Origin of the sequence: Janthinobacterium sp. MP5059B, from assembly GCF_001758645.1 — a bacterium.
GTDB lineage: Bacteria > Pseudomonadota > Gammaproteobacteria > Burkholderiales > Burkholderiaceae_D > Janthinobacterium > Janthinobacterium lividum.
The window spans coordinates 153,684-178,257 of sequence record NZ_LRHX01000014.1; the positions used below are offsets into that span (position 1 = coordinate 153,684).

Consider the following 24,574-nt stretch of genomic DNA (forward strand, 5'->3'; position numbering starts at 1 on the left):
GATGCACAGCGAGAGTCATGGCGCGCAACTTTTTATGCTTTTTTGCGTATTGGGCAGTGTAAAACGGCGGTGACATGCGGCTTTGCCGACAAATATGCTTGCCAACCCTTGCAATTTAGGTTTATAGTCGTTCATCACTTACGGATGACTCGCATGTTCGCTCGCCACTTTTTTACCGCTTATTTTTACTTTAGCAATTCCAACCCAAAGGCGGTGGAGTAGCGGTCGGTTCACGTAGCAGCAAAACGAGATCCCAGCAAATTCTAAAAAACCGCCACTCATGGCGGTTTTTTTTTACCCAGATGTTTTACCCATCCTTAAATTTTGGAGAAAATGATGCCCCGCACCGATGATTTGCGTATTCGCGAAATGAAGGAATTGACCCCGCCGTCCCACCTGATCCGCGAATTTGCCTGCTCGGAGCAAGCCGAACAGACCGCTGCCAGCGCCCGCATTGCCCTGCACCGTATCCTGCATGGCCAGGACGACCGCCTGATGGTGGTGATCGGGCCTTGCTCCATCCACGATACCAAGGCGGCCATGGAATATGCGCGTCTGCTGGTCAAGGAGCGCGCGCGTTTCGCGGGCGAACTGGAAATCGTCATGCGCGTCTACTTCGAGAAGCCGCGCACCACGGTGGGATGGAAGGGCCTGATCAACGATCCGTACATGGACAACAGCTTCCGCATCAACGACGGCTTGCGCATGGCGCGCGAACTGTTGCGCGATATCAATGAGCTGGGTTTGCCGGCTGGCACCGAGTTCCTCGACGTGATCAGCCCGCAATACATCGCCGACCTGATCAGCTGGGGAGCCATCGGCGCGCGCACGACGGAATCGCAGGTGCACCGCGAGCTGGCGTCGGGGCTGTCCTGTCCGGTCGGCTTCAAGAATGGCACGGACGGCAATGTGAAGATCGCCGTGGAAGCCATCAAGGCTGCCTCGCAGCCGCACCATTTTCTTTCCGTCACGAAGGGCGGCCACTCGGCCATCGTCTCGACCAACGGCAACGAGGATTGCCACATCATCTTGCGCGGCGGGAAAACCCCGAACTATGACGCAGCCAGCGTGGACGAGGCGTGCAAGGCGATCGCGGCACAAGGCCTGGCGGCGCGCCTGATGATCGACGCCTCGCATGCGAACAGCTCGAAAAAACCGGAAAACCAGATCCCCGTGTGCGCCGACATCGCCAGCCAGGTGGCGGCGGGCGATGACCGCATCGTTGGCGTGATGGTGGAATCGCACCTGGTGGCGGGACGCCAGGATTTGATCCCGGGCAAGGAATTGATCTATGGCCAGTCTGTCACGGATGGCTGCATCGACTGGAGCGCCAGCGTGGCCGTGCTGGAAAACCTGGCGGCGGCCGTCAAGCAGCGCCGCTTGCAGGGCGACGCGGAATAACGTGGCGCGCAGCATGAAAAAAAGCCCGGAAAGCTAAGCTTTCCGGGCTTTTTTAATGCATTCAAGACGCCTGACAGAAGCGTAGCGAGCGGCAGCAAGTTGCGGCCGAGACGCGGAACTGTGCTTGAGCACAGTGAGCATCGCAGGCCGCAAATCGCGACGCGCAGTAGCTTATGTCAGGTGTACTTAGAACTTGTAGGTAGCGCGCACGTAGAAAGTACGGCCCAGCGGATCAGCGTAACGCGGATCGTAGCCGGACTGGAATGTGCCGATCTGGTTACTGAACGGTGGATCTTCGTTCAGCAGGTTTTTCACGCCCACGGTGACTTCGGTGTTCTTGAAGCCCGAGTACGCGCCCGACAGCGACCATACCGAGTAAGCCTTGACGCTTTGCTCGAATTGCGGATCGACATAATTCTGGTCGCGGTAGCCGCTCATGTACTTGTTCGACAGCGTGGCATTCCACTTGTCCATATTCCATTGCAGGGAGGCATTGTGTCTCCAGCGGAATACCGGTGCATTGTCGCCATACACGCCCACGTTTTGCACGAATTCGCCGCCGCGCTCATTCTGGTACTCATACTTCTGTACCCAGGTGCCATCGAAGTTGAAGGTGAAGTTGCCGTACTGGCTGCGTGGCAATTTCCAGTTCAGGCCCAGGTCGATGCCCGAAGTGTGCATTTCGCCAAGGTTGCCCAGGGTGGCCAGCACGTAATCGAGCTTGCCGTCAGCCGTGTAAATGAAGTTGCTTTGATATTTATCGTAGTTGTCGAACAGGGTCTGTTCGGCCACGGTGCCGATCTTGTCGCGCAGCTTGATTTTGAAGTAATCGAGCGAGACGGTCAGCGATTTCGTCGGTTCGATGACGATACCGGCGCTGAAGGTTTTCGATTTTTCCGGGCCGACGTCCGGATTGCCGCCCGAACGGATGTATTGCTGCGCGCCGCAGGCGACGTTGCTGTTGGCGCCAGGGATCGGTACGCCGCCTGGGCACAGGCGTGGATCGTCATACTTGTTGGCCGTGAAGGTCTTGGTTTGCGGACCATGCAGGTCATACAGCGTTGGCGCGCGGAAACCTGTGTTGTAGGAGCCGCGCAGCAGCACCTGGCTCGTTGGCTGCCAGCGCACGCCGACTTTCGGGTTGAAGCTGCCGCCGACGTCGTTGTAGTGGTCATAACGGGCTGCCAGAGACAGTTCCAGGTCTTTCACGACAGGAATGCTCAGTTCCGAGAAGATGGCGGCGATGTTGCGGCTGCCCGACTGGTTCTGCGCTTCGGCGTAGCCGGAGCTCGACGCCTGGCCAGCCAGGTCGCGGTTCACATTGTATTCCGCCTTGTCGTTGCGGAATTCCGTACCGACGGCGAAACCGACGGCGCCTGCCGGCAGGGTGAACAGCTCACGGCTGACTTTGGCGTCGACCGCAGTGCTGGTCATCTTGGCGCTCAGGTACTCGCCTTTCAGGACGGAGTCATTCAGGTAGGCCTGGCCGGCGGCGCTTTGCTCGCCGAACGGGTTCAGGATACCATTGCCGATGCCGTCGATGATGCGCTGGTCATTCAGGTAGCCGCCCGTGAAGGCGCTGGTGGCCTTGCTGACGGAGTAGCTCAGGCCGACGTTGTAGTCCCATGCGCCTAGGACGCCTTCGGAAGCCAGTACCAGGCGATCCGAGGTGCTGGTGTCGAAGCCGCTGCGCTGGCCCGACGCCACTGGACGCCAGCTGATGTCCAGCGGCTCGCCCGACAGGCCTGCCATGGCTGGCACACCGCCGCTGCCGCCCGGGTAGTACGGCGAGCTCGACGACATGAGGATGCCGATGTTCGACATCGGCGGCGGCGAGATGCGCGCTTCGTTGGTGCTGCGCGAGTGCAGGTATTCGATGGTGGCCAGGTGATCCTGGTTCAGCTTGAAGCTGGCCTTGCCCAGGAAGGATTCCTGCTGGGTTTTCGGAATGGCCTGGATGAATGGCGTGACATCCATGGCGCACGTGCTCTTGCCCGAGGTATTCTTGTACAGGTTTTCACCCACGCAACCGCCGGCAAAGGCTGGGTTGCCGATCAGGCCATTGCCCGTATCGTAGAAGTTGGCAGGGAAGGTGGTGCCGCTCAGGTTATCCACGCCCTTGCTCGGGATGTAGCCGCTCTTCGAGAAGGAACGGTCGGCCGTGCTCAGCGCCGACTGGCGATGTACGTCGACAACACCGAAGACGTTGAAGCCATCTTTGTTCAGGTCGCCATAGCCGCCGGACAGGTTCAGGCGCGACTCGTCGCCGCCGCCCGATTTCTGTGGCTCGTAATGTTCGACCGTGACGGAGCCGCCTTTGACGGAACGCTTGGTGATGAAGTTGATCACGCCGCCGATGGCGTCGGTGCCGTAGATGGCGGAAGCGCCGTCACGCAGCACTTCGACGCGCTCCAGGGCGGAAATCGGGATGATGTTCAGGTCGACAGACGAACCGTTGAACGGGTGGCTGGCGATACGGCGGCCGTTCAGCAGGACCAGGGTCTTGTCGCCGCCGATGCCGCGCAGGTCGGCGACGGACTGGCCGCCAGTACCGGAACCAACGGATTGCGAGCTGCTTTGCGAGCTCTGGTTCATGGAAATGGTGGACAGGACTTCTTGCGCCGTCGTCAAGCCTTGCTTGGCGAAATCGTCGGCCTTGATCGAGGTGATCGGCAGCGCTGTCTCCGATGCCAGACGCTTGATGCTCGAACCCGTGACTTCCACACGTTGCATGGGGCTATCTGTTGTTTCTTGTGCATACGCGGCGTGCATGCTCAGGGCCATGCCGCCTGCAAACATCAGGCGCAGCGACCGCGATATTACATTTTCTATCATCATCTGAAATTCCTTGTTATTGTGATAAAGGCGGCAATTATTTTGAAATAACTTGTTGCTAACCAACAATTTATTTGCCTTTTTGAAAATCCACCAATGAAAATTCTGTAAATTTTCAGGGCCCTCATCAAAACATTCACGATTCAGATTGTCAATTTCGCGCGAACTTTTTGGACGAAATGCAACATTTCCCTGTTTTTTTCATAATCCTTCAGTAATAAAGTATCGCGAACCCTTGTCAGACTGGCTCAGATGCGTAAAATAAAACGGCGCACATCATCGCTGATGGCGCCGCTTTTCTGTTGCTGGTACGCTGTTGCCAGCGCTGCCTGTTTTATTTGCCGATCTGAGTTTCTCCCCTTAAAACGTATAGCTGCCGCGCAGGTACCAGGCGCGCCCGATCGGGTCCGTATAGCGCGGGTCATAGCCTTTCTGGAACAAGGTGCCCTGGTTCGAAAACGGCGGCTCCTTGTCCAGCAGGTTCTTCACGCCGGCCGTCAGCAGCAAGCCTTTCCACGCATAGCTGCCCGACAGCCCAAGCAGGCTGTACGAGGGCACATCGTGCCGGTATGGCGGCGCGACCAGATTCTGGTCCGTGTAGCCGGACTTGAACGATTGCGACAAGGTGGCGCCCCAGTTACCCTTGCGCCAGTTCAGCGCCGCCGTATGCTTCCAGCGAAACACGGGATTGTTGTCCGCATAGCGGCCCACGTTGGCGATGAAGGCGCCGCCGCGCTCGTTCTGGTAGTCGTACTTGCGGGTCCACGTGCCATCGACCGATACGCTGACATCGCCATACGCGCCGCGTCCCAGCCGCGCATTCAGGCTGACATCGATGCCGTCCGTTTTCACTTCACCGAGGTTGTCGTTCAGGTCGAGAATGGCGTAGGGCGAACCGTCGGGATTGCGCAGGAACAAGGCCTTGTATTTCTCATAGTTGCCGAAGATCGATTGCTCGGGCAAGGATGCAATCTTGTCCTTCAGATGGATGTTCCAGTAATCGATGGCCACCGTCACTTCCTTCACCGGTTCGAGCACCAGGCCGAAGGCGAAGGTGGTGGATTTTTCCGGTTTCAGGTTTTCATTGCCGCCTTGTAGCTTGAACTGCTGCAAGTCGCAATCGCGCAAGGGATTGGCACCGGGCTGCGGCACGCCACCGGGGCACAGGATCGGGTCGTCATAGCTATCGTTGGTATCGTTCTTCGACGGCGGCGCATTCTTTTCAAACAGGGTGGGCGCGCGGAAACCCGTGCTGGCCGAGCCGCGCAGCACCAGCGCGCTGCTGGCCTGGTAGCGCAGGGCCAGCTTGGGATTGGTGGTGCTGCCCACGTCGCTGTAATGGTCGAAACGGGCGGCCAGCTGCACTTCCAGGTCCTTGATCAGCGGCAAGTTGATTTCGCCGAAGACGGCCTGGATCGTGCGCGCACCGCTCTTCGACAGCGAGCCGGACAAACCGGAACTGGCGGCCTGGCCGGCGATATCGCGGTTCACGTTGAAGTCGGCCTTTTCGCGCCGCACTTCGCCGCCGAGCGCGAGGGCCAGCGGGCCGCCGGCCAGCTGCATCAGGTCGCGGCTGCCCTTGAGGTCGACACCCGTGGTGGTGACCTTGGCGTTCTGCACTTCGCCGCGCAGGGCCGTGCTGGCCAGGTAAGCCTTGCCGGCAGCATCCTGCACGCCAAACGGGTTCAGGATGCCGTTCAGCACGCCAGCGGCAAAGCCCGCATCCTGCACATAGCCGTTCGTGAACTTTTCCGACGACTTGCTGATCGCATGGCTGAGCCCCGTCTTGTAATCCCAGCCCGCCAGTTCGCCTTCCAGCGCCAGCACCAGGCGGTCGGCCTTGCCGGTGGAATCGATTTGCCGCTGGCCTGCCTCGACGGGACGCCAGTTGACGCTCAGGGGCTGGCCCGACAAGCCTGGCTGGGCTGGCACGCCAGCCGCATTGCCCGGATAGTAGGGGCTGGTGCTGGGCAGGATCAAGCCCGTTTGCGGCGGCGGTGCCGTGCGCGCCTTGACCTTGTTTTCCGAATGCAGATATTCCAGCGTGGCCAGGTGGCCGCCAGCGAGCTTGAAGGCGCCCTTGCCGAAGAAAGCCAGTTGTTGCTGGGCCGGCAAGTCGTCGATCTGGCGCGTGTAATCCTGGCGGCAAGTGCCATTCACCGGCACGGCCGGCACCGACAGCGGCGGCAGGCAGCCGCTGGCCGCGTAGGGGTTGCCAGCCAGGCCGTCGCCGCCGTTGGCCGTCGCGTCGAAGTAATTGCCGGGGAAAGTCGTGCCGCTGGTGATGGACAGGCCGCGCGAGGGAACGATGCCGGTGGCCGAGAAGGCGCGGTCTTGCGAGGTCAGCACTTTTTGCTTGTGATAGTCGAGCACGCCAAAAATATTGTAGCCATCGGTGTCGAGCTCGCCATAGCCCGTCGACAGGTTGATGCGGTGCTCGCCGCCGCCCTTGTGCTGTGGGGCAACGACCTCGGCGGTGATATTCGTGACGTTGACGGAGCGCTTCGTGATGAAGTTGATGACCCCGCCGATGGCGTCCGTGCCGTAGATGGCCGAGGCGCCATCGCGCAGCACTTCGACCCGTTCCAGGGCGGCGATGGGAATGATGTTCAGGTCGACACTGGCGCCGTCATACGGATGGTTGGCGATGCGCCGGCCATTGAGCAGCACCAGCGTCTTGTCGCCGCCCAGGCCGCGCAAGTCGGCGCTGGCCTGGCCGCCCGTGGGCAAGCCGCTGGTATTGCCGCCGACGGCATTGCCGCTGCCCATGCTCGACGCATTCGAGGGGATCCTGCCCAGCACTTCCTGGGCCGTCGTCAAGCCCTGCTTGGCGAAATCCTCGGCCTTGAAGATGGACAGGGGCGTCGCCGTTTCCGAGACGAGGCGCTTGATGGAGGAACCGGTGACTTCGACTCTTTGCATGGCGGGCGTGCCGGCTGCGTCGGTTTCCTGCGCCATGGCCGCATGGCCAAACGCGCCGAGCAAGGCTGCGCACAGCAGGCGCAAGGTAGGGGAGGGACTGCGGGTTTGCGTCATCTGACACTCCTGTGGCATGGTCATGGGCCAAGTGGCTTGCAAGGGAGTTTTACAGGCGCGCAGGAGATAAGGTTTGCGCTGGCGCAATAGGCGTGTGGATGAGTGAACTGGCGCCACAGTCGCCGACGAAAAAAAGGCGGTGATTGCTCACCGCCCGCGTCAGGATGCCTGTGCCAGCTTAGAAGAACTTGTAGCTGGCGCCCAGTTTGAAGTAACGGCCGATGGCGCCGCTGGCATCCATCGGGTTGTAGCTCATGCCGCCGTAGGTCAGCGGGTCGAGCGGCGCGATCTTGTCGGTCACGTTGTTGATCGAGGCAAACAGTTGCAACTGTTTGTTGACGTTCCAACGGGAGGACAGGTCGAGCGTGGTGAACGAGGCGAGCTTGCAACCGTTCGGCGCCGGTGTGCCGTTCGCCAGTTTGGAAGCGCAAGGGTCGCCTTCAAACTTGATATTTTTCATGTCCGAACGGTAGTTCAGCACGCCGCTGACGTTCCAGTTGCCCAGGTCCCACGAACCGGTGAGATTGATCTTGTCCTTCGGCGTGCCGGCGCAGTTGGAGGTATCGCAATTGCCGTGCGTGCCGGCGAACTGGTAGCGCACAGTGGACGACTCGGCCCGCACCCATGAGGCGATGTGGGTCCAGGTCAGGCCGAACGTGGCGCGGCCGTAGTCGCCCAGGCGCACGCGCTGCTTGACGTCCAGATCGATACCCTTGATCTCCGTAAAGCTGGAGTTGCGGTACGGTGCCTTGGTGATCAGCAAAGTACCCGTGTTCGGCGTGACGACGCCATTGATGGTCAGGTTGTTGTCGGAACGGATGGCGGTTGGCAGGGCGGCCGCTTCGTTGTACGGCAGCGGATTGATCTCGTTTTCACGCTTGATTTTCCAGGCATCGAGTGACAGGCTGGTATCGTTGAACGGATCCCACACCAGGCCCAGGGTGTAGCCCTTGGATTTTTCCGGTTTGAGGCTGGGGTCGCCGACCTTGACGGCCGCCACTTGCAGTTCGCAGTCGCTGGCATTGGCACCCGGCAGGCGGTTGCCGCCAGGGCAGCGCACGGGGTCGGTCACGGTCGAGGTACCCGTGGATTGCGAATCGGCATTGCTTTCGGCGGGGCCTGGGGCGCGGAAGCCTTCCGAATACGTGCCGCGCACGGCGAAGGTTTTCAGCGGCGTCCACTTGGCGCCCAGTTTCGGCGTGGTCGACGAGAAACGGTCGTATTTGTCGTAACGCAAGGCCCCCGACAGTTCCACCGTCTTGATCACGGGTGCCAGCACTTCGAGGAACACGGCCGAGACCTTGCTGTCGCCCTTGGCCGCCACATAACTGGCGTTGATGGAGCCGTCTTCCGTGCCCGTCAGGGAGGGATTGTCGAGCTTGTCGCGACGGTGTTCCGCGCCCACGGCCAGGCCTAGGGCGCCGCCCGGCAACTGCATCAGTTCGCGCGTGGCCTTGACGTCGATGATGTCGAGCTTGGTCGTGGAATTGGAAGTGGCGTTCGTTACCATGGCCGCGTACAGCGAGGCGGGATTCTTGTTTGCCTGCGCACCGATGTAGTATGGGAAATACGGGTTTTTTGGACTGGAATCGCCCAGGGCATCCCTGACAACGGCCATGTTCAGCATGTTGCTGTAATCGAGGTGCAGCTTCGATTCCGAATGCGTATAGCCGGCATCGTAGTCCCAACCCATGGCGTTGCCCTTGACGCCGAGCACGATGCGGTTGAACTCGTTGTTGGCCTTGCGCGTGCTGGGGCCGACGTCGAAAGCCTGGTAGCGCACGCGCACCGGCACGCCGTACGGATTTTGCGGGTGGTTGGCCGCCAGCACGATGCTGGTGCCGCTGCCGCTAGCGTAGTTGATGACGCCCGCCTTGTTGCCGGCATTCGGCGGGAAGGCGACGGTGGGCGTGACCGATGGCGGGATCATGGTGAACGCCGTATCGCGTTTCGAGTAGCCTGCTTCCGCATATACCTGGGTGTCGGCATTGACTTGCCAGGTACCGCGCGTGTACAGGTTGACCGATTCGATTTTCGGCTGCATCGAACGGAACTGGTCGTGGTGCCACACGCAGCCGCCTTTCGGATCTTGCGGCGAAGACACGGACAAGGTGGAGCAACCGGGCAGGGAGACATAGTTGTTGGTGACGGGGTCGCGAATCAGGCCAGTCGGCGCGGCATTCGCATCGTTGTTGCTATTGATGTAGCCGCCGGCGAACTGGGTGTTGATCGCATAGCCATACGGGCGCAGGTCGCCCTTGCCTATCCATTTGCGACCGGCGCGGTCGCTGTTCATCAGCATGTCCGATTTGCTGTATTCGGCATTGACGACGAAGTTGAATTTATCCGTATCCAGGTTGCCTTTGCCGAAGGTTAGCGAGGCGCGGTGCTGTTTGGCGTCGCTGTCGCCGGAGATGCCCGTGTCGCCCTTCAGGGTCAGGCCTTCGAAGTCCTTGCGCAGGATGATGTTGACGACGCCGGCGATGGCGTCCGCGCCGTAGGTGGACGAAGCGCCATCCTTGAGGATTTCGATACGTTCGACGATCTGCATCGGCACGGTGGACAGGTCGGTAAAGCTCTTCTGGCCATCGTCGGCGCGCGCGAACGGGGCCATGCGGCGGCCATTGAGCAAGACCAGGGTCGAGGTGGCACCCAGGCCGCGCAGCGAGATGGCCGTGGAACCGGCGGCAAAACCGTTGCCGAAGCCCGTCGGCAGGGAGCCGGCGCCATCGGCGGTGAGGGTTTGCAGGTATTCGGCGACGGTGGCCTTGCCCGATTTCATCAAGTCGTCGCGGGTGATCAGCTGTACCGGTGATGCGGTCTCGGCCGTGGCTCGTTTGATGCTCGAGCCGGTAATTTCCACACGTTGCACATTGGCGTCTTGCGCCATTGCCGGCGCAGCCATCATGCCAAGGCCGAGCGCTGCTACGCTACCCGAAAAAATCAGGCGTACGGAGCGGGATATCACTGTTTCCATCATCATTCTCTGAACTCCGAAAGTAAGCTCGGCTGGCCTTCGTGCGGCACAGCTTTGCCAGGGTGATAAAGATTGCTGCGTCGGCAATCGCTGTGGATAAGGCGGCATTTTTATAAGTGCCGTCATCGATAAGACCACTTGCCGAGAAACCTTGTCAACGCGCACACATGCTCTTTCAGCATGGAAACAACAGTGTTTTTTATAATGTTGATGTGTTTCAATATGTGCAATTATTTTAATGTTGCACTGCGCCGCATATTTTCCGTACTGCCATAAAAACCGTTGTCATTCTGGGCCGTAAGGGTTTCTACCAAGTCGGTTTTTCATGGTGGTGAGCTGCCTTTGTTGCACTGCGGAAGATTTCCTCCACGGGGCAGGCGGGCGTGGCTGCGTGCCACGCCATTGCTGCGGCTTTTCGCCCGGCGAACAAAATATGCGTTATCGTTACGCCTTTTTCCAGCTCGCCTGCTTGCGGACGGGACGGACGATGAACAAGGCATAGATCTTGCGAGGATGGACTGGTTTTGGTGGTGGAATCCTGTATCCCAGGGGGAAGCCAGTACAAGCGCACCAATACGGTGCGACAGATAATCGAGATGAAGGGTATTACATGAAGTCACCATGGATGCGGCGCGTGGCGCTGCTCGCCTGCCTGGCCACCCTGCCGCTGGCGGCCGTTGCCGCCGATGCCCCAAGCGCCGCGGCCGCGCCGGTCAAAACCTTGCGCTATATCCTGCCGGCCGCCGAGACGGGCTTCGATCCCGCCACCGCGCGCGACCTGTATTCGAACCACATCACGCAGGCCGTCTTCGACACCCTGTACACCTACGATTACCTGGCGCGCCCCGTGAAAGTGGTGCCCGGCGCGGCCGCCGCCATGCCGGAAGTATCCGCCGACGGCAAGACCTACACCATCCGCCTGAAAAAAGGCATCCTGTTCACGCCCGACGCCGCGTTTGGCGGCAAGCGCCGCGAACTGACGATGGCCGATTACGTGTATTCGTGGAAGCGACTGTTCGATCCGCGCCTCGCTTCGCCGCACAGCTGGCTGTTTGAAGGCAAGGTGGTGGGGCTGGACGACCTGGCCAAGGAAGCGGCCAAGGCGAACAAGCTGGACTTCAACAAGAAGGTGGCCGGCCTGGAAATCCTCGACCCGTACACCTTGCGCATCACGCTGACCAAGACGGATTTCAATTTCCCCATGATCCTCGCCTACGTGCCGACAGCCGCCGTGGCGCGCGAAGTGGTGGACAAATACGGCGACGTGAAGGGCGAAGTAGGCTCGAATCCCGTCGGCACCGGCTACTACACGCTCGGTGAATGGACGCGCGGCAACCGCATCGTCCTGAACCGCAATCCGCAGCATTTGCCGGAAACGTGGAATTTCATGGCCGGCGACGACCCGGACGACCAGCGCATCGTGCGCCAGATGCAAGGTAAACGCATTCCCGCCATCGACCGCATCGAAATTTCCGTGATGATCGAAGACCAGTCGCGCTGGCTGTCCTTCCAGAGCGGCGGCACGGACGTGTTCTGGCTCGACGGCCCGCTGGCGCCGAAAGCATTGCTGAACGGCAAGCTGCGTCCCGAGCTGGCGGAGAAGGGCGTGCAACTGTCGCGCCTGCTTGACCCGGAGATCAGCTATTACTACTGGAATATGGAAGACCCGACCCTCGGTGGCTTCAGCAAGGAAAAGATCGCCCTGCGCCGCGCCATTGCCATGGCGCACAATATTGATGAAGAAATCCGCATCATCTGGAATGGCCAGGCCAAGCGCCTCGACTATCCGATTCCGCCCGGCGTCGTCGGCTACGATCCGCACTACAAATCCCTGCTGCAATACGATCCCGTGCTGGCGAACAAATTGCTGGATAAATTCGGCTACAAGAAGGGCGCCGATGGCTGGCGTACTTTGCCTGACGGCAAGCCGCTGCTGATCCGCTACGCTTCGCGCAACGAAGCCAATGGCGTGCTGCAGGCGGAAATGTGGCGCAAGACGTACAACTCGCTGGGCATCCGCATGGAAAACGACCGCATGATCTTTTCCGACATTTTAAAAACGGAAAAGCAGTGCAAGATGCAGACGCGCACGGCGCCATGGCTGGCCGACTATCCGGACGGCGACAATTTCATGCAGCTGTTCTATGGCCCGAACACGCACCAGAACAACAATGGCTGCTACCAGGATCCGGAATACGACAAGTGGTATGCGGCCAGCCAGGCCATGCCTGCCAGCCCCGAGCGCGACGAGCTGTTCCACAAGATGGCGCGCCGCCTGGAAGTCAATGCGGGCGCCCTGATCGGCTATGCGCGCTACCGCAACATGCTGGCGCAAAAGTCGGTGCAGGGCTACAAGAAGCACCCGATCCTGTTCCAGGAATGGGCGTACATGGATATCGACAGCACGGGTACGCCGGTTGTTACTCCGGCTCCCGCCAGCAAATAAGCGCGGCTTATAACAACAAGGAATCATTATGTTTGCTTATATCCTGCGCCGCCTGTGGCAGATGCTGCCCACCATGCTGGGCGTGGTCCTGCTGGTGTTTATCCTGTTCAACTGGGTGGGCGGCGATCCCGCCTACATCCTGGCCGGCAAGATGTCTAGTGCGGAAAGCATCGCCAACATCCGCCGGCAGCTCGGTGTCGACCAGCCCTATTATGTGCAGCTGTGGATCTTCATCAAGCAGATCGTCACGTTTGACTTCGGCCAGAGCTGGGCCACGGGGGAATCCGTGTCGCACATCATCACCTCGCGCCTGGGGCCGTCGATGATGGTCTTGATCCCGCTGACCGTGCTGGAAACGTTTTTTGGCGTGGCGCTGGCGCTGGCCATCGCTTTCGTGCGCGGCTCGCTGACGGACCGCGCCGTCATGATCGCCTGCACGGTGGGCATGTCGATTTCCATCCTCGTCTACATCATCGTCTTCCAGTACGGCTTCGCCTATAAACTGGGCCTGTTCCCCGTGCAGGGCTGGGGCGACAGTTTCTGGGAAAACCTGCTGCGCTATTCCACCTTGCCTATCCTGATCGGCCTGGCCGTGTCGATTGCGCCGACCCTGCGCCTGTTCCGCACCTTCGTGCTGGACGAGGCCAACCAGGATTACGTGCGCACGGCGCGCGCCAAGGGCCTCAAGGAAGGCCGCATCATGTGGGTGCACGTGCTGCGCAACGCCGGCATTCCCATCATTACCTATGTGATGTCGAACTTGCCGGCCCTGCTGATCGGCGCCTTCCTGTTGGAACGCTTTTTCGGCATCCCCGGCATCGGGCGTGAAGTGATCCTGGCCGTCGAGCGCAGCGACTTTCCGGTGATCAAGGCGATCACCGTGTATGTCGCCGCCGCCACCATGCTCTTCAACCTGCTCACCGACCTGCTGTACCAGGCGGTCGATCCTCGCGTACAACTGAAGTAGAAAGAGACGATGTCGAAACCTCATACATCGCCCGGCCTGTGGGCCCTGGCGTGGCGCCGTTTGCGCGGCGACAAGATTGCAATGGTATCGCTGGCCGTGGTCGGCGCCTTTTTCCTGCTGGTGCTGGCGTCCGCCAGCGGCCTGGTCGCCTCGAACTGGGAAGACGAAGTGGCCGTCAGCTATGCGCCGCCCACGTTTGTGGGTGCCGACAGGGATGTCGCCGTTGATGGCGCGATGCCCGTGACGGACGAGCGCAGCGCACCGACACCCGTCAACGTGCTCGATCCGCTGGCCGACGATATCGCCGAACTGCGCGCCCAGATGGGCAGTAACCCATCGGCTGGCGTCGAGATGTACGGCGTCACGGACCCGCTGGCCGACGACTTGACGGCCTTGCGCGCCGGCATGGGCAAGGCCAAGAAGCTCGTCACGCACAAGGCGGCCACCCTGCCGTTCGGCGCCGACAAGTGGGGTCACGATATCCTGCAGAAAACCATCAAGGGCGGCGAAACGTCGATCGTCGTGGGCCTGGTGGCGGCCTTGCTGGCCGTTGTGCTGGGCACGATTTTTGGCGCCGTGTCCGGCTACTTTGGCGGCGTCGTCGATGACTTCTTCAACTGGTTCTACAGCATCTTCACGTCGATTCCGTCCATCCTGATGATCTTGACGGTGGCGGCCGTACTGCAGCAGAAGGGCGTGCTGACCATCGTGCTGATCCTGGGGTTGACGGGCTGGACGGGGCCGTACCGCTTGATCCGCGCCGAATATATCAAGCACAAGGCGCGCGAATACGTGATGGCGGCCGACGCCATCGGCGCCTCGCACTGGCGCAAGATGTTTTCCCACATCTTCCCGAACGTCAGTCACGTTGCCTTGGTGCAAATGTCGATTCTGGTCGTGGGCTTCATCAAGGCGGAAGTGATCTTGAGCTTCCTCGGCTTTGGCGTGCCGGTGGGTACCGTCTCGTGGGGCAGCATGCTCAACGAGGCACAAAATGAACTGATCCTGGGCAAATGGTGGCAGCTGACAGCGGCCGCCACGGCGATGGCCGTGCTGGTGACGGCGTTCTCGCTGTTTACCGATGCCTTGCGCGATGCGCTCGACCCCAAAGTGAAATAGGAGTTGCTCATGGACCAGAATAACCTGTTGGAAGTGCGCGACCTGCGCGTCACCTTCCGCCTGGACAAGAAGACCACGTTCGAAGCCGTCAAGGGCATCTCGTTCAACGTGCCGCGCAACAGCACCGTCGCGCTGGTGGGCGAATCGGGCAGCGGCAAGTCCGTCAGTTCGCTGGCCGTGATGGGCTTGTTGCCGCCGGATAACACCATCATCGATACCGCCTCGAGCATTCATTTCGGCGGGCGCGATCTGCTCAAATTGTCGATCGCCGAGCGGCGCACCATGTGCGGCAAGGATATCTCGATGATCTTCCAGGAGCCGATGTCGTCGCTGAACCCCGTGTTTACGGTCGGTTTCCAGATCGCCGAAGTGTTGCGCCAGCATATGGGCATGAACCGCAAGCAGGCGCGCGCGCGCACCCTGGCGCTGCTCGAGGAAGTGGGCATACCCGATCCGGCCACCAAGATCGACGCCTACCCGAGCCAGATGTCGGGCGGCCAGCAGCAGCGCGTGATGATCGCCATGGCGATCGCCTGCGAACCGAAGCTCTTGATCGCGGACGAGCCGACAACGGCGCTGGACGTGACGATCCAGAAGCAGATCATGGACTTGATCGCGGCGCTGCAAAAGAAGCATCAGATGTCCGTGCTGTTCATTACCCACGACCTGGGCCTGGTGGGCGAGATCGCTGACCAGGTGATCGTCATGCGCCACGGCGAAGTGCGCGAGACGGGGGAAGTGCGGCAAGTGTTTGAAGCGCCGCAAGACAGCTATACCAAGGCGCTGCTGCATTGCCGCCCATCGCTGGACGAGCGCCCATGGCGCCTGCCCGTCATCGCCGACTATATGGACGGCAAGGCGGGCCCCGGCATCGAGGTGAAACAGCGCACGCGCGGCTACACGCCCGGTGACGAACCCGTGCTGGTGGTGAATAACTTGAGTAAAAGTTTTTACACGCGCGAGGGACTGTTCGGCAAGCGCGAATTCCAGGCCGTCAAGGATGTGTCGTTCACTTTGCCGCGCGGCAAGACGCTGGGCGTGGTGGGCGAGTCCGGCTCCGGCAAGACGACGGTGGGCTTGACCCTGCTGCGCCTGCACCAGGCAACGGGCGGCACGGCCATGTTCCACGGCAAGGATCTGATTGCCATGCCGAACAGGGAATATTTGCCGTACAAGCGCCGCATCCAGATCATCTTCCAGAATCCGTATGCGTCGCTGAACCCGCGCTTTACGGTGGGACAGATCCTCCTGGAACCCATGCGCATCCACAAGATCGGCGCGAACGACCAGGAACGCATCGCCAAGGCCTACTGGCTGCTCGACAAGGTTGGTTTGCCGGAACAGGCCTTCCACCGCTATCCGCACGAGTTTTCCGGTGGACAACGCCAGCGCATCGCCATTGCCCGCTGCCTGACCATGCAGCCGGAAATTCTCGTCTGCGACGAATCCGTGTCGGCGCTGGACGTGTCGGTGCAGGCGCAGGTGCTCAATCTGCTGCAGGACTTGCAGGATGAATTCGGCCTGTCCTACATCTTCATTTCGCACGATTTGTCCGTGGTGAAATATATCGCCGACCAGGTGATGGTGATGCACAAGGGGCAAGTGGTGGAACTGGCCGATTCGGATGAGCTGTACCGCAATCCCGTGCATCCGTACACGCGCACTTTGCTCAGCGCCATACCGAAGGGCGTGCAGTTGTAAGGGGCTTTTTACGGTAAGATAGCGGCCATGCCCAACCTCATTTACCTGCTCGAACATTACGGTGTCCTGATTGTCTTTGGCATCGTGCTGGTGGAGCAGCTCGGCCTGCCGATTCCCGCCTTTCCCATCCTTGTGGTGGCGGGCGCGCTGGCCGTCGATGGCGACATGAATGGGGGTCTGGTGCTGGCCGCCGCGCTCAGCGCTTGCCTGATCAGCGACTTCACGTGGTTCCGCGCGGGCCGCCATTTCGGCAAGCGCATCCTGCGGCTGCTGTGCCGCATCTCGCTGTCGCCCGATTACTGCGTCAGCCAGACGGAAGACAAATTCAAGCGCTGGGGCCCGAAAGCCCTGATCGTTTCCAAATTTGTGCCGGGTTTCAATACCGTGGCCGCACCGATGTCGGGCGCGCTGGGCACGCCGCCGGGCCTGTTCTTCCTGTACGCGGGCCTGGGCGCCCTGCTGTGGACCGGCACGGGCATCGTCGTCGGCGTGATTTTCCATGCCAGCGTGCAGCAGGTGCTCGACTTGCTCAGCACCATGGGCAGCACGGCCTTGCTGATGCTGGCCACCTTGCTGGGCTTGTTCCTGCTGTACAAATTCCTCGAACGCCGGCGTTTCCGCCAGGCCTTGCAGATCGAGCGCATCGGCATCGATGAGTTGCTCGAACTCATAGAGCAGGGCGAAGAGCCGCTGATGGTCGACGCGCGCAGCGCCACGGCGCAGGCGCTGGAACCGGCCGTGCCGGGCGCCTTGTTTTTCAATGGCAAGGAACCCGTGCCAGCCATGATCGCCATGGACAAGGACCGCCACATCATCGTGTATTGCAGCTGTCCCAACGACGTGACGGCCGCGCAGGTGGCCAAGCTGCTGCACCAGCACGGCTTTCACCGCGCCAAGCCCCTGCATGGCGGCCTCGATGCGTGGAATGCCGCCTACCGCTCGGACCAGCCGGCGCCCGCCAGCCTGGTGGGCGAAGGCTTGCCGTCCTGATCCGGGCTGCCGCCAGCACGCCAGGCTGGCAGCAAGACCCGCAATAAAAAACGGTAGTAATAATACGAAAACACCTTGGCGGCGCCGCCAGGACGGGAGCGCCGCACCGCCGCCGCCGCGTACAAAGCGCCTTTGCGCAAACTCCGGCATACTCTGCTTTCAGGGCCACTCCTGCTGCTGTGCAGCATGCTTTTCGCGTACCTGAGGAGTGCAAGCACTTACTATAAATCATTGTTTCTAAGCAATTTTTGCGCTGCCTGTTGCATTTGGAGTGGAACTACCAATAAAGGCTTGTTTTGATGTACTTAAACTACAAACTTTGCTTGCCTCCGGGCGCATTCATCCTTTAAGCTTGGCGTCCCATGCGTCCCACTTCATCATTTAAAATCATGAGCGCTTCGTCTTCTCCCGTACTGCCGACTTCCGCCTTCGCCGATGGACCGCGCCTGCTGGCCGACGTGGGCGGCACCAATGCCCGTTTCGCCCTGGAAGTGGCCGCTGGCCACATCACCCTGGTGGAAGTGTTGCCCTGTGCCGATTACCCGAGCCTGTCCGCCGCCCTGCAAGCCTACCTGGCCCTGCCGCACATCGCTGCCGCCGGCGGGCAAGCCGTGCGCCATGCCGTGATCGCCATCGCCAATCCGGTCGACGGCGATTTCCTCAGCATGACGAACCATCACTGGTCGTTCTCGATCCGCGCGATGCGCGACGAGTGCGGTTTCACGACCCTGGACGTGGTCAACGATTTCACGGCCCTGGCGCGCGCCTTGCCGCAGCTGTCGAACGAGCAAAAGCACCAGGTGGGCGCCGGCACGGCCCGTCCGAACACGGCCATCGGCCTGATCGGCGCCGGCACGGGCCTGGGCGTGTCGGGCCTGATCCCGTCGCACGGCGGCTGGATCGCCCTGCAAAGCGAGGGCGGCCACGTCAGCTTCGCGCCGTTCAATGAAGTGGAAGTGAGCATTCTGCAATTTGCCTGGCGCGAATACGAGCACGTCTCGGCCGAACGCCTGATTTCCGGCGATGGCCTGGAACTGATCTACCGCGCCCTGGCCGACCGCGCCGGCGTGCCGGCGGAAGACTTGCCGGCGGCGGAAATCACGCGCCGCGCGCTGGCTGGCGAGTCCCAGCTGTGCGACGACGTCATCGAAGCATTCTGCTGCATGCTGGGCACGGTGGCGGGCAACGTCGCCGTCACCCTGGGCGCGCTGGGCGGCATCTATATCGGCGGCGGCATCGTGCCACGCCTGGGGGCGCGTTTCGACCGCTCCGGCTTCCGCGCCCGCTTCGAGCGCAAGGGCCGTTTCGCCAATTATGTGTCGCAAGTGCCGACCTTCGTCATCACGGCGCAGTACCCAGCTTTCCTGGGCGCATCGGCCATTCTCTCGGAGAAACTCGCCTCCCTGTGATATGCAGGGTGCGGGCGATGTGTCGCGCCAGGGCCGGGTAAAACGCGTGTTTTACCCGGTTTTGCGCTTTTCCGACTTTTATCAGGTACAATTGGCATCGTTGGATGAAACGACGACTGTCGCTCTCCCGTCTGGCTGGTTCGCCGCCACGGGAAAAGCAGCTGCTCCGGAGTTCGTTTCATTGCTGGTTATTTAAGGCCAGCACCATGGATGGCAGGACTTTCACTGCATCCGCTTTAGTCCCGCTTGCGCGCATCGGCCAAGGCGTCGGAAAAACAGCCTCAACTAGTAACCCAGCACGGCGTCATCATGATGTCTGCCATCTGTTACGTTGAAATGAACGTTTTTGATTTCTTTCTCTGCATACGAATTGCAACACACATCCGCACAGAATTGCTATGAATACAATTGAGGCTAAAAAAGTCCTCGAAACCGCGTTGCTGTGCGCTCGTGAATCGCTGACGATCCACAGCTTGAAGAAGCTGTTCGTCGATGCGGACGAGAATGGTCGCGTGCGTGGTGTCGGCGTTGGTGCCGACACGATCAAGCAATTGCTGGAAGAGTTGCGGCAGGAGTGGGAAGGGCGCGGCATCGAGATCGTCAGTCTCGCGTCGGGCTGGCGCTTTCAAAGCCGCCCGGAAATGAAGATGTATCTCGATCGCCTGACGCCCGAGCGGCCGCCCAAGTATTCGCGGGCGACCCTGGAAACCCTGGCCATCATCGCCTACCGCCAGCCGGTGACGCGTGGCGATATCGAGGAGATTCGCGGCGTTGCCGTCAATTCGCAGACGATCAAGATGCTGGAAGACCGTGGCTGGGTCGATGCCATCGGCTACCGCGACGTGGTGGGGCGGCCGGCCTTGCTGGCCACCACCAAGCAGTTTTTGGATGACCTGGGTTTGCATTCGCTGTCCCAGCTGCCGCCTTTGCAGCAAATCAGTGAAATGCAGGGCAATGGGCTCGAAGCCCTGGAAGCGGCCCTGCAAGAAAATTTTGACAAGGCAAGCAATGAGCTTGTCCCCCAGCTTGGTGCAGGTAGCAATACGGCTGTGACAGATGTAGATGTGACAGCAAGCCTTGATGCCGGCCCCGATGCTTCGCCCACGGACGAAGCCTACACTCACGACCCTGCGCCAGAACTAACGGTTGACGCTGCGCCAGGTCAGCACAGCCAAGAAACGAAGAATGAATAATCCGAACACACCCGAGACAGTAACCGCCAGCGACGAAGCCATCGTTGCCAAGCCCAAGCGCCGCACCAAGGCCCAGATCGAAGCCGATACGGCTGCTGCTGCAGTTGCCGGCGATACCGCCGCTGCCAAGCCGAAGCGCCGCACGAAAGCCGACGTGGCTGCCGACGCGCCCGTTGCCGCTGCTGCGGTAGAAGAAGCTGCACCTGCCGTCAAGAAAACCCGCGCCAAGCCAGCCTTGAAGGCCGTGGCCGACGCCGCCGAAGCGGCTGCCGAAGCCGTCGCCGCACCTGCGCCGCGTCCACCGCGCGCCCGCGCCGCCGCCAAGGCCGCTGCCGCCGTCGCTGAAACGGCGCCGGAAGCCGTCGCCGACAAGCCGGCCGAAGCACGCCCGACCCGCGGTCCGCGCCAGATGCGTGGCGTGCAGGCGGAACGCGCGCTGCGCCAGCCGCCGCGCGCGGAAGCGCCGCAGGCAGCCGAAGCCGTTGCCGCAGCGCCTGCCGCGGAGCAAGCTGCCGCGCCTGTCGCCGACGTGTTCGATGCCGAAGGCAATCTCGTGTCCGGCCCGCGCCTGCCGCGCGGTCCGCGCAACGACGTGCCGGGCGCTGGCAAGAATGCCGGCAAGAGCCGCAAGAAGGGCAAGGGCCGCCAGGCTGCGCCAGGCAAGCTCAACGACGCTGACGCCGTGTTCTCGTTTGTCACCTCCGACGCTTTCGACAGCGAAGAAGGCGGCACGGGCCGCGTGCAGAAAGCGGCCGTGCGCCGCGACCTGACGTCCGACGACGACGCGCCGAAGCTGCACAAGGTGCTGGCCGAAGCCGGTCTCGGTTCGCGCCGCGACATGGAAGATCTGATCATTTCGGGCCGCGTGTCCGTGAATGGCGAGCCGGCCCACATCGGCCAGCGCATCCTGCCGAGCGACCACGTGCGCATCAACGGCAAGTTGATCCAGCGCCGCGTCAGCAAGAAGCCGCCACGCGTATTGGTCTACCACAAGCCGGCCGGCGAAATCGTCAGCCACAACGACCCGGACGGCCGTCCATCCGTGTTCGACCGCCTGCCGACCATGAAAGCGGGCAAGTGGCTGGCCGTTGGCCGCCTCGACTTCAACACGGAAGGCTTGCTGCTGTTTACCACCTCCGGTGATCTGGCCAACCGCCTGATGCACCCGCGCTACGGCATCGACCGCGAGTACGCCGTGCGTACCCTGGGCGAGCTGGAAGAGGGCATGCGCCAGAAACTGCTGGCCGGCGTCGAGCTGGAAGACGGCCTGGCGCAGTTCTCGAAGATCGCCGATGGCGGCGGCGAGGGCATCAACAAGTGGTACCGCGTGGTGATCGGCGAAGGCCGTAACCGCGAAGTGCGCCGCATGTTCGAAGCGATCGGTCTGACCGTTTCGCGCCTGATCCGTACCCGCTACGGCGCCATGACCCTGCCGAGCGGCCTGAAACGCGGCCGTTGGGAAGAGATGGATGAAAACACCGTGCGCGACCTGCTGACCGCCTACGGCATCGAAAAGAAAATGCCGGCATCGGGCGACCCTCGTGCCGCTGGCGCCGCCAAGGGCCGCGAAGCGCGCAAGGCCAGCCGTGATGACGAGCCGAATGGCAACCGCATCGATGTGAGCAACCGCAACGCCGATCCTTTCCCGGTCGCGCCGCGCCGTGGCCAGCCGCAAGGCCAGTTTGCCCGTCCGCAAGGCCAGGGTCGCCCAGGCGGCGCCGGCCGACCAGGCGAAGCGCGTGGTCCTGGCCGCGGCCAGCCGCAAGGTCCGTTCCAGGGCGGCCAGCCCCGCTCGTCGGCATCGTTCGAAGGTTCGCCGCAAGGCCAGGGTCGTCCGCCGCGTGCGGCGGGCCAGGGTCGTCCGGCCGGTGGTGGCGAAGGCCGCGCGCCGCAGCGCGGTCCGCGCCAGCCCGATCCGCTGCAGACGGCATTCGGCTTCGCCAACACGGGTCCGCGCCGCAATACGGGCGGTGGTGCCGGTGGGCAAGCGCGTTCCGGTGGTCAGCCGCGTGGCGGCATGGACCGTGGCGGCATGGATGGCATGCCGCGCCGCCGCAGCAAAGGTTAATCGGGAAGAGTTTCTTCTTGCGCGCCCGCTGATCTGCCGCGGGTGCGCGCTCTTGTAACTGTTGTAAGCCGGGTCGCTCCTTGCGTGCGGCATTGCGGCGAAGTTAATAAGAGGTTATAATCTGCAGCCTAATAAAAGTTCTCCGCAGGGTTGTTTGGTGGGGAGTGCTTTCATCTGGTTGGGAAAATACAAGAAGATGGGCAGATGCCCATTTTTTTTTTGTTGAACCGTTTGTAATGGCTCCGCAAGGGGCCATATATGACTTGAATGCGTGTTTTTGCATGTTGTCGGCGCTCAATGCGGCGCTCTCATGCTGAAAACGGGCCTTATTTCTGGAGAATTTCTTGCAGCAGTTGGGATTAATTGAAAAGACAGTTATTGGTCTGGGCTATGAGCTCGTTGATGTCGAACGTGCCGAGCGCGGACTGCTGCGCGTCTTTATTGATTTCAGCGCCGCCGATGCCGCTGAAAAAGGTCCGATCACGGTCGAAGACTGTGCCACGGTGAGTCACCAGTTATCGCATGTGTTGACGGTAGAGAACGTTCCTTACGAGCGTCTCGAAATTTCTTCCCCGGGTCTGGATCGTCCGGTGCGCAAGCTGGAAGACTTTGTCCGTTTCGCAGGCCAGGAAATCATCGTCAAGCTGATGGTGGCGATGCCGGGTACGAACAACCGGAAATCGTTCCAGGGGATCTTGCAAGAACCCGTGGGCGATAAATTGTCGTTGGAATTTGAAGGTAAGGATGGTCCGGCGATGTTGGAGTTTACGCTCGCGGATGTGGATAAGGCACGCTTGGTGCCGCAGGTGGTTTTTAAGGGACGCAAAGCATGAGCCGCGAAGTTTTATTATTGGTTGACGCGCTGGCGCGCGAAAAAAACGTCGATAAAGATGTCGTCTTCGGCGCCCTCGAATTCGCGTTGGCGCAAGCCACGAAGAAACGGTATGAGGGTGAGGTAGACATCCGCGTTTCGATCGACCGCGAAACGGGCGAATTCGAATCGTTCCGCCGCTGGCACGTGGTGCCCGATGAAGCGGGCCTGCAATTGCCGGATCAGGAGATCCTGCATTTCGAGGCAAAAGAACAGATTTCCGATATCGAAGTCGATGACCATATCGAAGAACCGATCGAATCCGTTGAATTCGGCCGCCGTTTCGCCCAGGATACCAAACAGGTCGTCCTGCAGCGCGTACGTGACGCCGAACGCGAACAGATCCTGGTCGACTTCCTGGAACGCGGCGATTCGCTCGTCACCGGCACCATCAAGCGCATGGAACGCGGCGACGCCATCGTCGAATCGGGCAAGATCGAAGCGCGTCTGCCACGCGACCAGATGATCCCGAAAGAGAATCTGCGTATCGGCGACCGTGTGCGTGCTTTCATCTTGCGCATCGACCGCAACATGCGCGGCCCGCAAGTGATTCTGTCGCGCACCGCGCCGGAATTCATCATGAAGCTGTTCGAACTGGAAGTGCCGGAAATCGAGCAAGGCATGCTGGAGATCAAATCCGCAGCCCGCGATGCCGGCGTGCGCGCCAAGATCGCCGTCTACACGGCCGACAAGCGCATCGACCCGATCGGTACTTGCGTCGGCATGCGCGGTTCGCGCGTGCAGGCCGTGACTGGCGAACTCGGTGGCGAACGCGTCGACATCGTGCTGTGGTCGGAAGATCCGGCGCAGTTCGTCATCGGCGCCCTGGCGCCGGCGAACGTGTCGTCGATCATGGTCGATGAAGAAAAACACGCGATGGATGTCGTCGTGGACGAAGAAAACCTGGCAATCGCGATCGGCCGCTCCGGCCAGAACGTGCGCCTGGCCTCGGACCTGACCGGCTGGAAGATCAACATCATGACGGCCGAAGAATCGGCTGACAAAGCTGCCCAGGAAACGGCTGCCGTGCGCATCCTGTTCATGGAAAAGCTCGATGTCGACCAGGAAGTGGCCGATATTCTGGTGGAAGAAGGTTTCGCCAGTCTGGAAGAAATCGCTTACGTGCCAATTTCCGAAATGCTGGAAATCGAATCGTTTGACGAAGATACCGTCAATGAACTCCGTACCCGTGCGCGTGATGCGCTGGTTACCGAAGCGATTGCTTCGGAAGAGGGTCTGGAAGGCATGGACGAGGCGTTGGTGGGTCTGGAAGGCATGGACCGTATTACCGCCGGCAAGCTGGGTCTGGCTGGTATCAAGACCGTTGAAGCATTTGCAGCACTGGCATACGACGAATTTGGCGCAATCCTGGCCTTGTCTGCGGACCGTGCGCGTGAACTGATTACAAGTGAATTTAAAGATGTGACCGACGATGAGATGAAGTTGGTTGACTCGAAATACGACGATCGTGCCAAGGCGTTGCAAGCCAAGGCATGGAGTCTGGCCGAATCCGCAAAGGCTTAATTTGAGTATCTTTATCATCTCCGCGACACATAGAAAA

General features: G+C 60.9%; 14 protein-coding genes. 11 read left to right on the forward strand and 3 right to left on the reverse strand.

Translation table 11 applies throughout. The features are described 5' to 3' along the window. The first annotated feature begins 336 nt into the window (after nucleotides 1–336). The gene (gene aroG / locus JAB1_RS16775; protein ID WP_070280977.1) at nucleotides 337–1,401 is read left to right on the forward strand and encodes a 3-deoxy-7-phosphoheptulonate synthase AroG; all 1,065 of its coding nucleotides are present in this window, start codon (nucleotides 337–339) and stop codon (nucleotides 1,399–1,401) included. 186 nt (nucleotides 1,402–1,587) lie between these two features. On the opposite strand, the gene JAB1_RS16780 is transcribed toward aroG, so the two are convergent. The 3 genes from JAB1_RS16780 to JAB1_RS16790 all read right to left on the reverse strand — a co-directional run bounded on the left by JAB1_RS16780 (nucleotide 1,588) and on the right by JAB1_RS16790 (nucleotide 10,180). Then, on the reverse strand, nucleotides 1,588–4,134 hold the full coding sequence (locus JAB1_RS16780; RefSeq protein WP_254672137.1) for a TonB-dependent receptor: 2,547 nt from the start codon (nucleotides 4,132–4,134) through the stop codon (nucleotides 1,588–1,590). 462 nt (nucleotides 4,135–4,596) lie between these two features. Beyond that, on the reverse strand, nucleotides 4,597–7,272 hold the full coding sequence (locus JAB1_RS16785; RefSeq protein ID WP_070280981.1) for a TonB-dependent receptor: 2,676 nt from the start codon (nucleotides 7,270–7,272) through the stop codon (nucleotides 4,597–4,599). Nucleotides 7,273–7,450: 178 nt separating this feature from the next. Continuing rightward, on the reverse strand, nucleotides 7,451–10,180 hold the full coding sequence (locus tag JAB1_RS16790; RefSeq protein ID WP_254672139.1) for a TonB-dependent receptor: 2,730 nt from the start codon (nucleotides 10,178–10,180) through the stop codon (nucleotides 7,451–7,453). Between the two features lie 679 nt (nucleotides 10,181–10,859). Here JAB1_RS16790 and JAB1_RS16795 point away from each other — a divergent pair. The 10 genes from JAB1_RS16795 (at nucleotide 10,860) to nusA (ending at nucleotide 24,537) form a co-directional block, all read left to right on the forward strand. Next, entirely contained in the window at nucleotides 10,860–12,695 is a 1,836-nt protein-coding gene (locus JAB1_RS16795; protein WP_083299791.1) for an ABC transporter substrate-binding protein, read from the forward strand. A gap of 28 nt (nucleotides 12,696–12,723) precedes the next feature. Continuing rightward, nucleotides 12,724–13,662 carry an ABC transporter permease gene (locus tag JAB1_RS16800; protein WP_034782513.1) on the forward strand — a complete coding sequence of 313 codons (939 nt, stop codon included), beginning with the start codon at nucleotides 12,724–12,726 and terminating at the stop codon, nucleotides 13,660–13,662. 9 nt (nucleotides 13,663–13,671) lie between these two features. After that, complete coding sequence (locus JAB1_RS16805; protein WP_070280986.1) at nucleotides 13,672–14,781, forward strand: ABC transporter permease; 1,110 nt, start codon at nucleotides 13,672–13,674, stop codon at nucleotides 14,779–14,781. A gap of 9 nt (nucleotides 14,782–14,790) precedes the next feature. Then, nucleotides 14,791–16,482 (forward strand): ABC transporter ATP-binding protein, encoded by a 1,692-nt coding sequence (locus JAB1_RS16810; RefSeq protein WP_070260499.1) that lies wholly within the window; start codon nucleotides 14,791–14,793, stop codon nucleotides 16,480–16,482. A 27-nt stretch (nucleotides 16,483–16,509) separates the two neighbouring features. After that, a complete protein-coding gene (locus tag JAB1_RS16815; RefSeq protein WP_070280987.1) occupies nucleotides 16,510–17,472 on the forward strand; it encodes a VTT domain-containing protein in 963 nt (320 codons plus the stop codon). 389 nt (nucleotides 17,473–17,861) lie between these two features. Further along, nucleotides 17,862–18,881 (forward strand): glucokinase, encoded by a 1,020-nt coding sequence (locus JAB1_RS16820; protein ID WP_034782520.1) that lies wholly within the window; start codon nucleotides 17,862–17,864, stop codon nucleotides 18,879–18,881. 398 nt (nucleotides 18,882–19,279) lie between these two features. Then, nucleotides 19,280–20,074 carry an SMC-Scp complex subunit ScpB gene (gene scpB, locus JAB1_RS16825; RefSeq protein ID WP_070280989.1) on the forward strand — a complete coding sequence of 265 codons (795 nt, stop codon included), beginning with the start codon at nucleotides 19,280–19,282 and terminating at the stop codon, nucleotides 20,072–20,074. After that, on the forward strand, nucleotides 20,067–22,142 hold the full coding sequence (gene rluB / locus JAB1_RS16830) for a 23S rRNA pseudouridine(2605) synthase RluB (RefSeq protein WP_070280991.1): 2,076 nt from the start codon (nucleotides 20,067–20,069) through the stop codon (nucleotides 22,140–22,142). Before scpB ends, rluB begins: the two co-directional genes overlap by 8 nt. Before the next feature lie 344 nt (nucleotides 22,143–22,486). Next, nucleotides 22,487–22,975 carry a ribosome maturation factor RimP gene (rimP, locus tag JAB1_RS16835; RefSeq protein ID WP_034782527.1) on the forward strand — a complete coding sequence of 163 codons (489 nt, stop codon included), beginning with the start codon at nucleotides 22,487–22,489 and terminating at the stop codon, nucleotides 22,973–22,975. Continuing rightward, nucleotides 22,972–24,537, forward strand: coding sequence for a transcription termination factor NusA (gene nusA / locus JAB1_RS16840; protein ID WP_034782529.1), 1,566 nt, complete (start codon nucleotides 22,972–22,974; stop codon nucleotides 24,535–24,537). Before rimP ends, nusA begins: the two co-directional genes overlap by 4 nt. The last annotated feature ends 37 nt before the right edge of the window (nucleotides 24,538–24,574 follow it).

Bases quoted from the DNA above. Each gene is read 5' to 3' on its own strand.
- JAB1_RS16795 (WP_083299791.1), top strand. From the start codon at position 10,860: ATGAAGTCACCATGGATGCGGCGCGTGGCGCTGCTCGCCTGCCTGGCC.
- rluB (WP_070280991.1), top strand. From the start codon at position 20,067: ATGAATAATCCGAACACACCCGAGACAGTAACCGCCAGCGACGAAGCC.
- JAB1_RS16785 (WP_070280981.1), bottom strand. From the start codon at position 7,272: ATGACGCAAACCCGCAGTCCCTCCCCTACCTTGCGCCTGCTGTGCGCA.
- aroG (WP_070280977.1), top strand. From the start codon at position 337: ATGCCCCGCACCGATGATTTGCGTATTCGCGAAATGAAGGAATTGACC.
- JAB1_RS16815 (WP_070280987.1), top strand. From the start codon at position 16,510: ATGCCCAACCTCATTTACCTGCTCGAACATTACGGTGTCCTGATTGTC.
- JAB1_RS16780 (WP_254672137.1), bottom strand. From the start codon at position 4,134: ATGCAACGTGTGGAAGTCACGGGTTCGAGCATCAAGCGTCTGGCATCG.
- JAB1_RS16790 (WP_254672139.1), bottom strand. From the start codon at position 10,180: ATGATGGCTGCGCCGGCAATGGCGCAAGACGCCAATGTGCAACGTGTG.
- JAB1_RS16810 (WP_070260499.1), top strand. From the start codon at position 14,791: ATGGACCAGAATAACCTGTTGGAAGTGCGCGACCTGCGCGTCACCTTC.
- scpB (WP_070280989.1), top strand. From the start codon at position 19,280: ATGAATACAATTGAGGCTAAAAAAGTCCTCGAAACCGCGTTGCTGTGC.
- nusA (WP_034782529.1), top strand. From the start codon at position 22,972: ATGAGCCGCGAAGTTTTATTATTGGTTGACGCGCTGGCGCGCGAAAAA.
- JAB1_RS16800 (WP_034782513.1), top strand. From the start codon at position 12,724: ATGTTTGCTTATATCCTGCGCCGCCTGTGGCAGATGCTGCCCACCATG.
- JAB1_RS16820 (WP_034782520.1), top strand. From the start codon at position 17,862: ATGAGCGCTTCGTCTTCTCCCGTACTGCCGACTTCCGCCTTCGCCGAT.
- JAB1_RS16805 (WP_070280986.1), top strand. From the start codon at position 13,672: ATGTCGAAACCTCATACATCGCCCGGCCTGTGGGCCCTGGCGTGGCGC.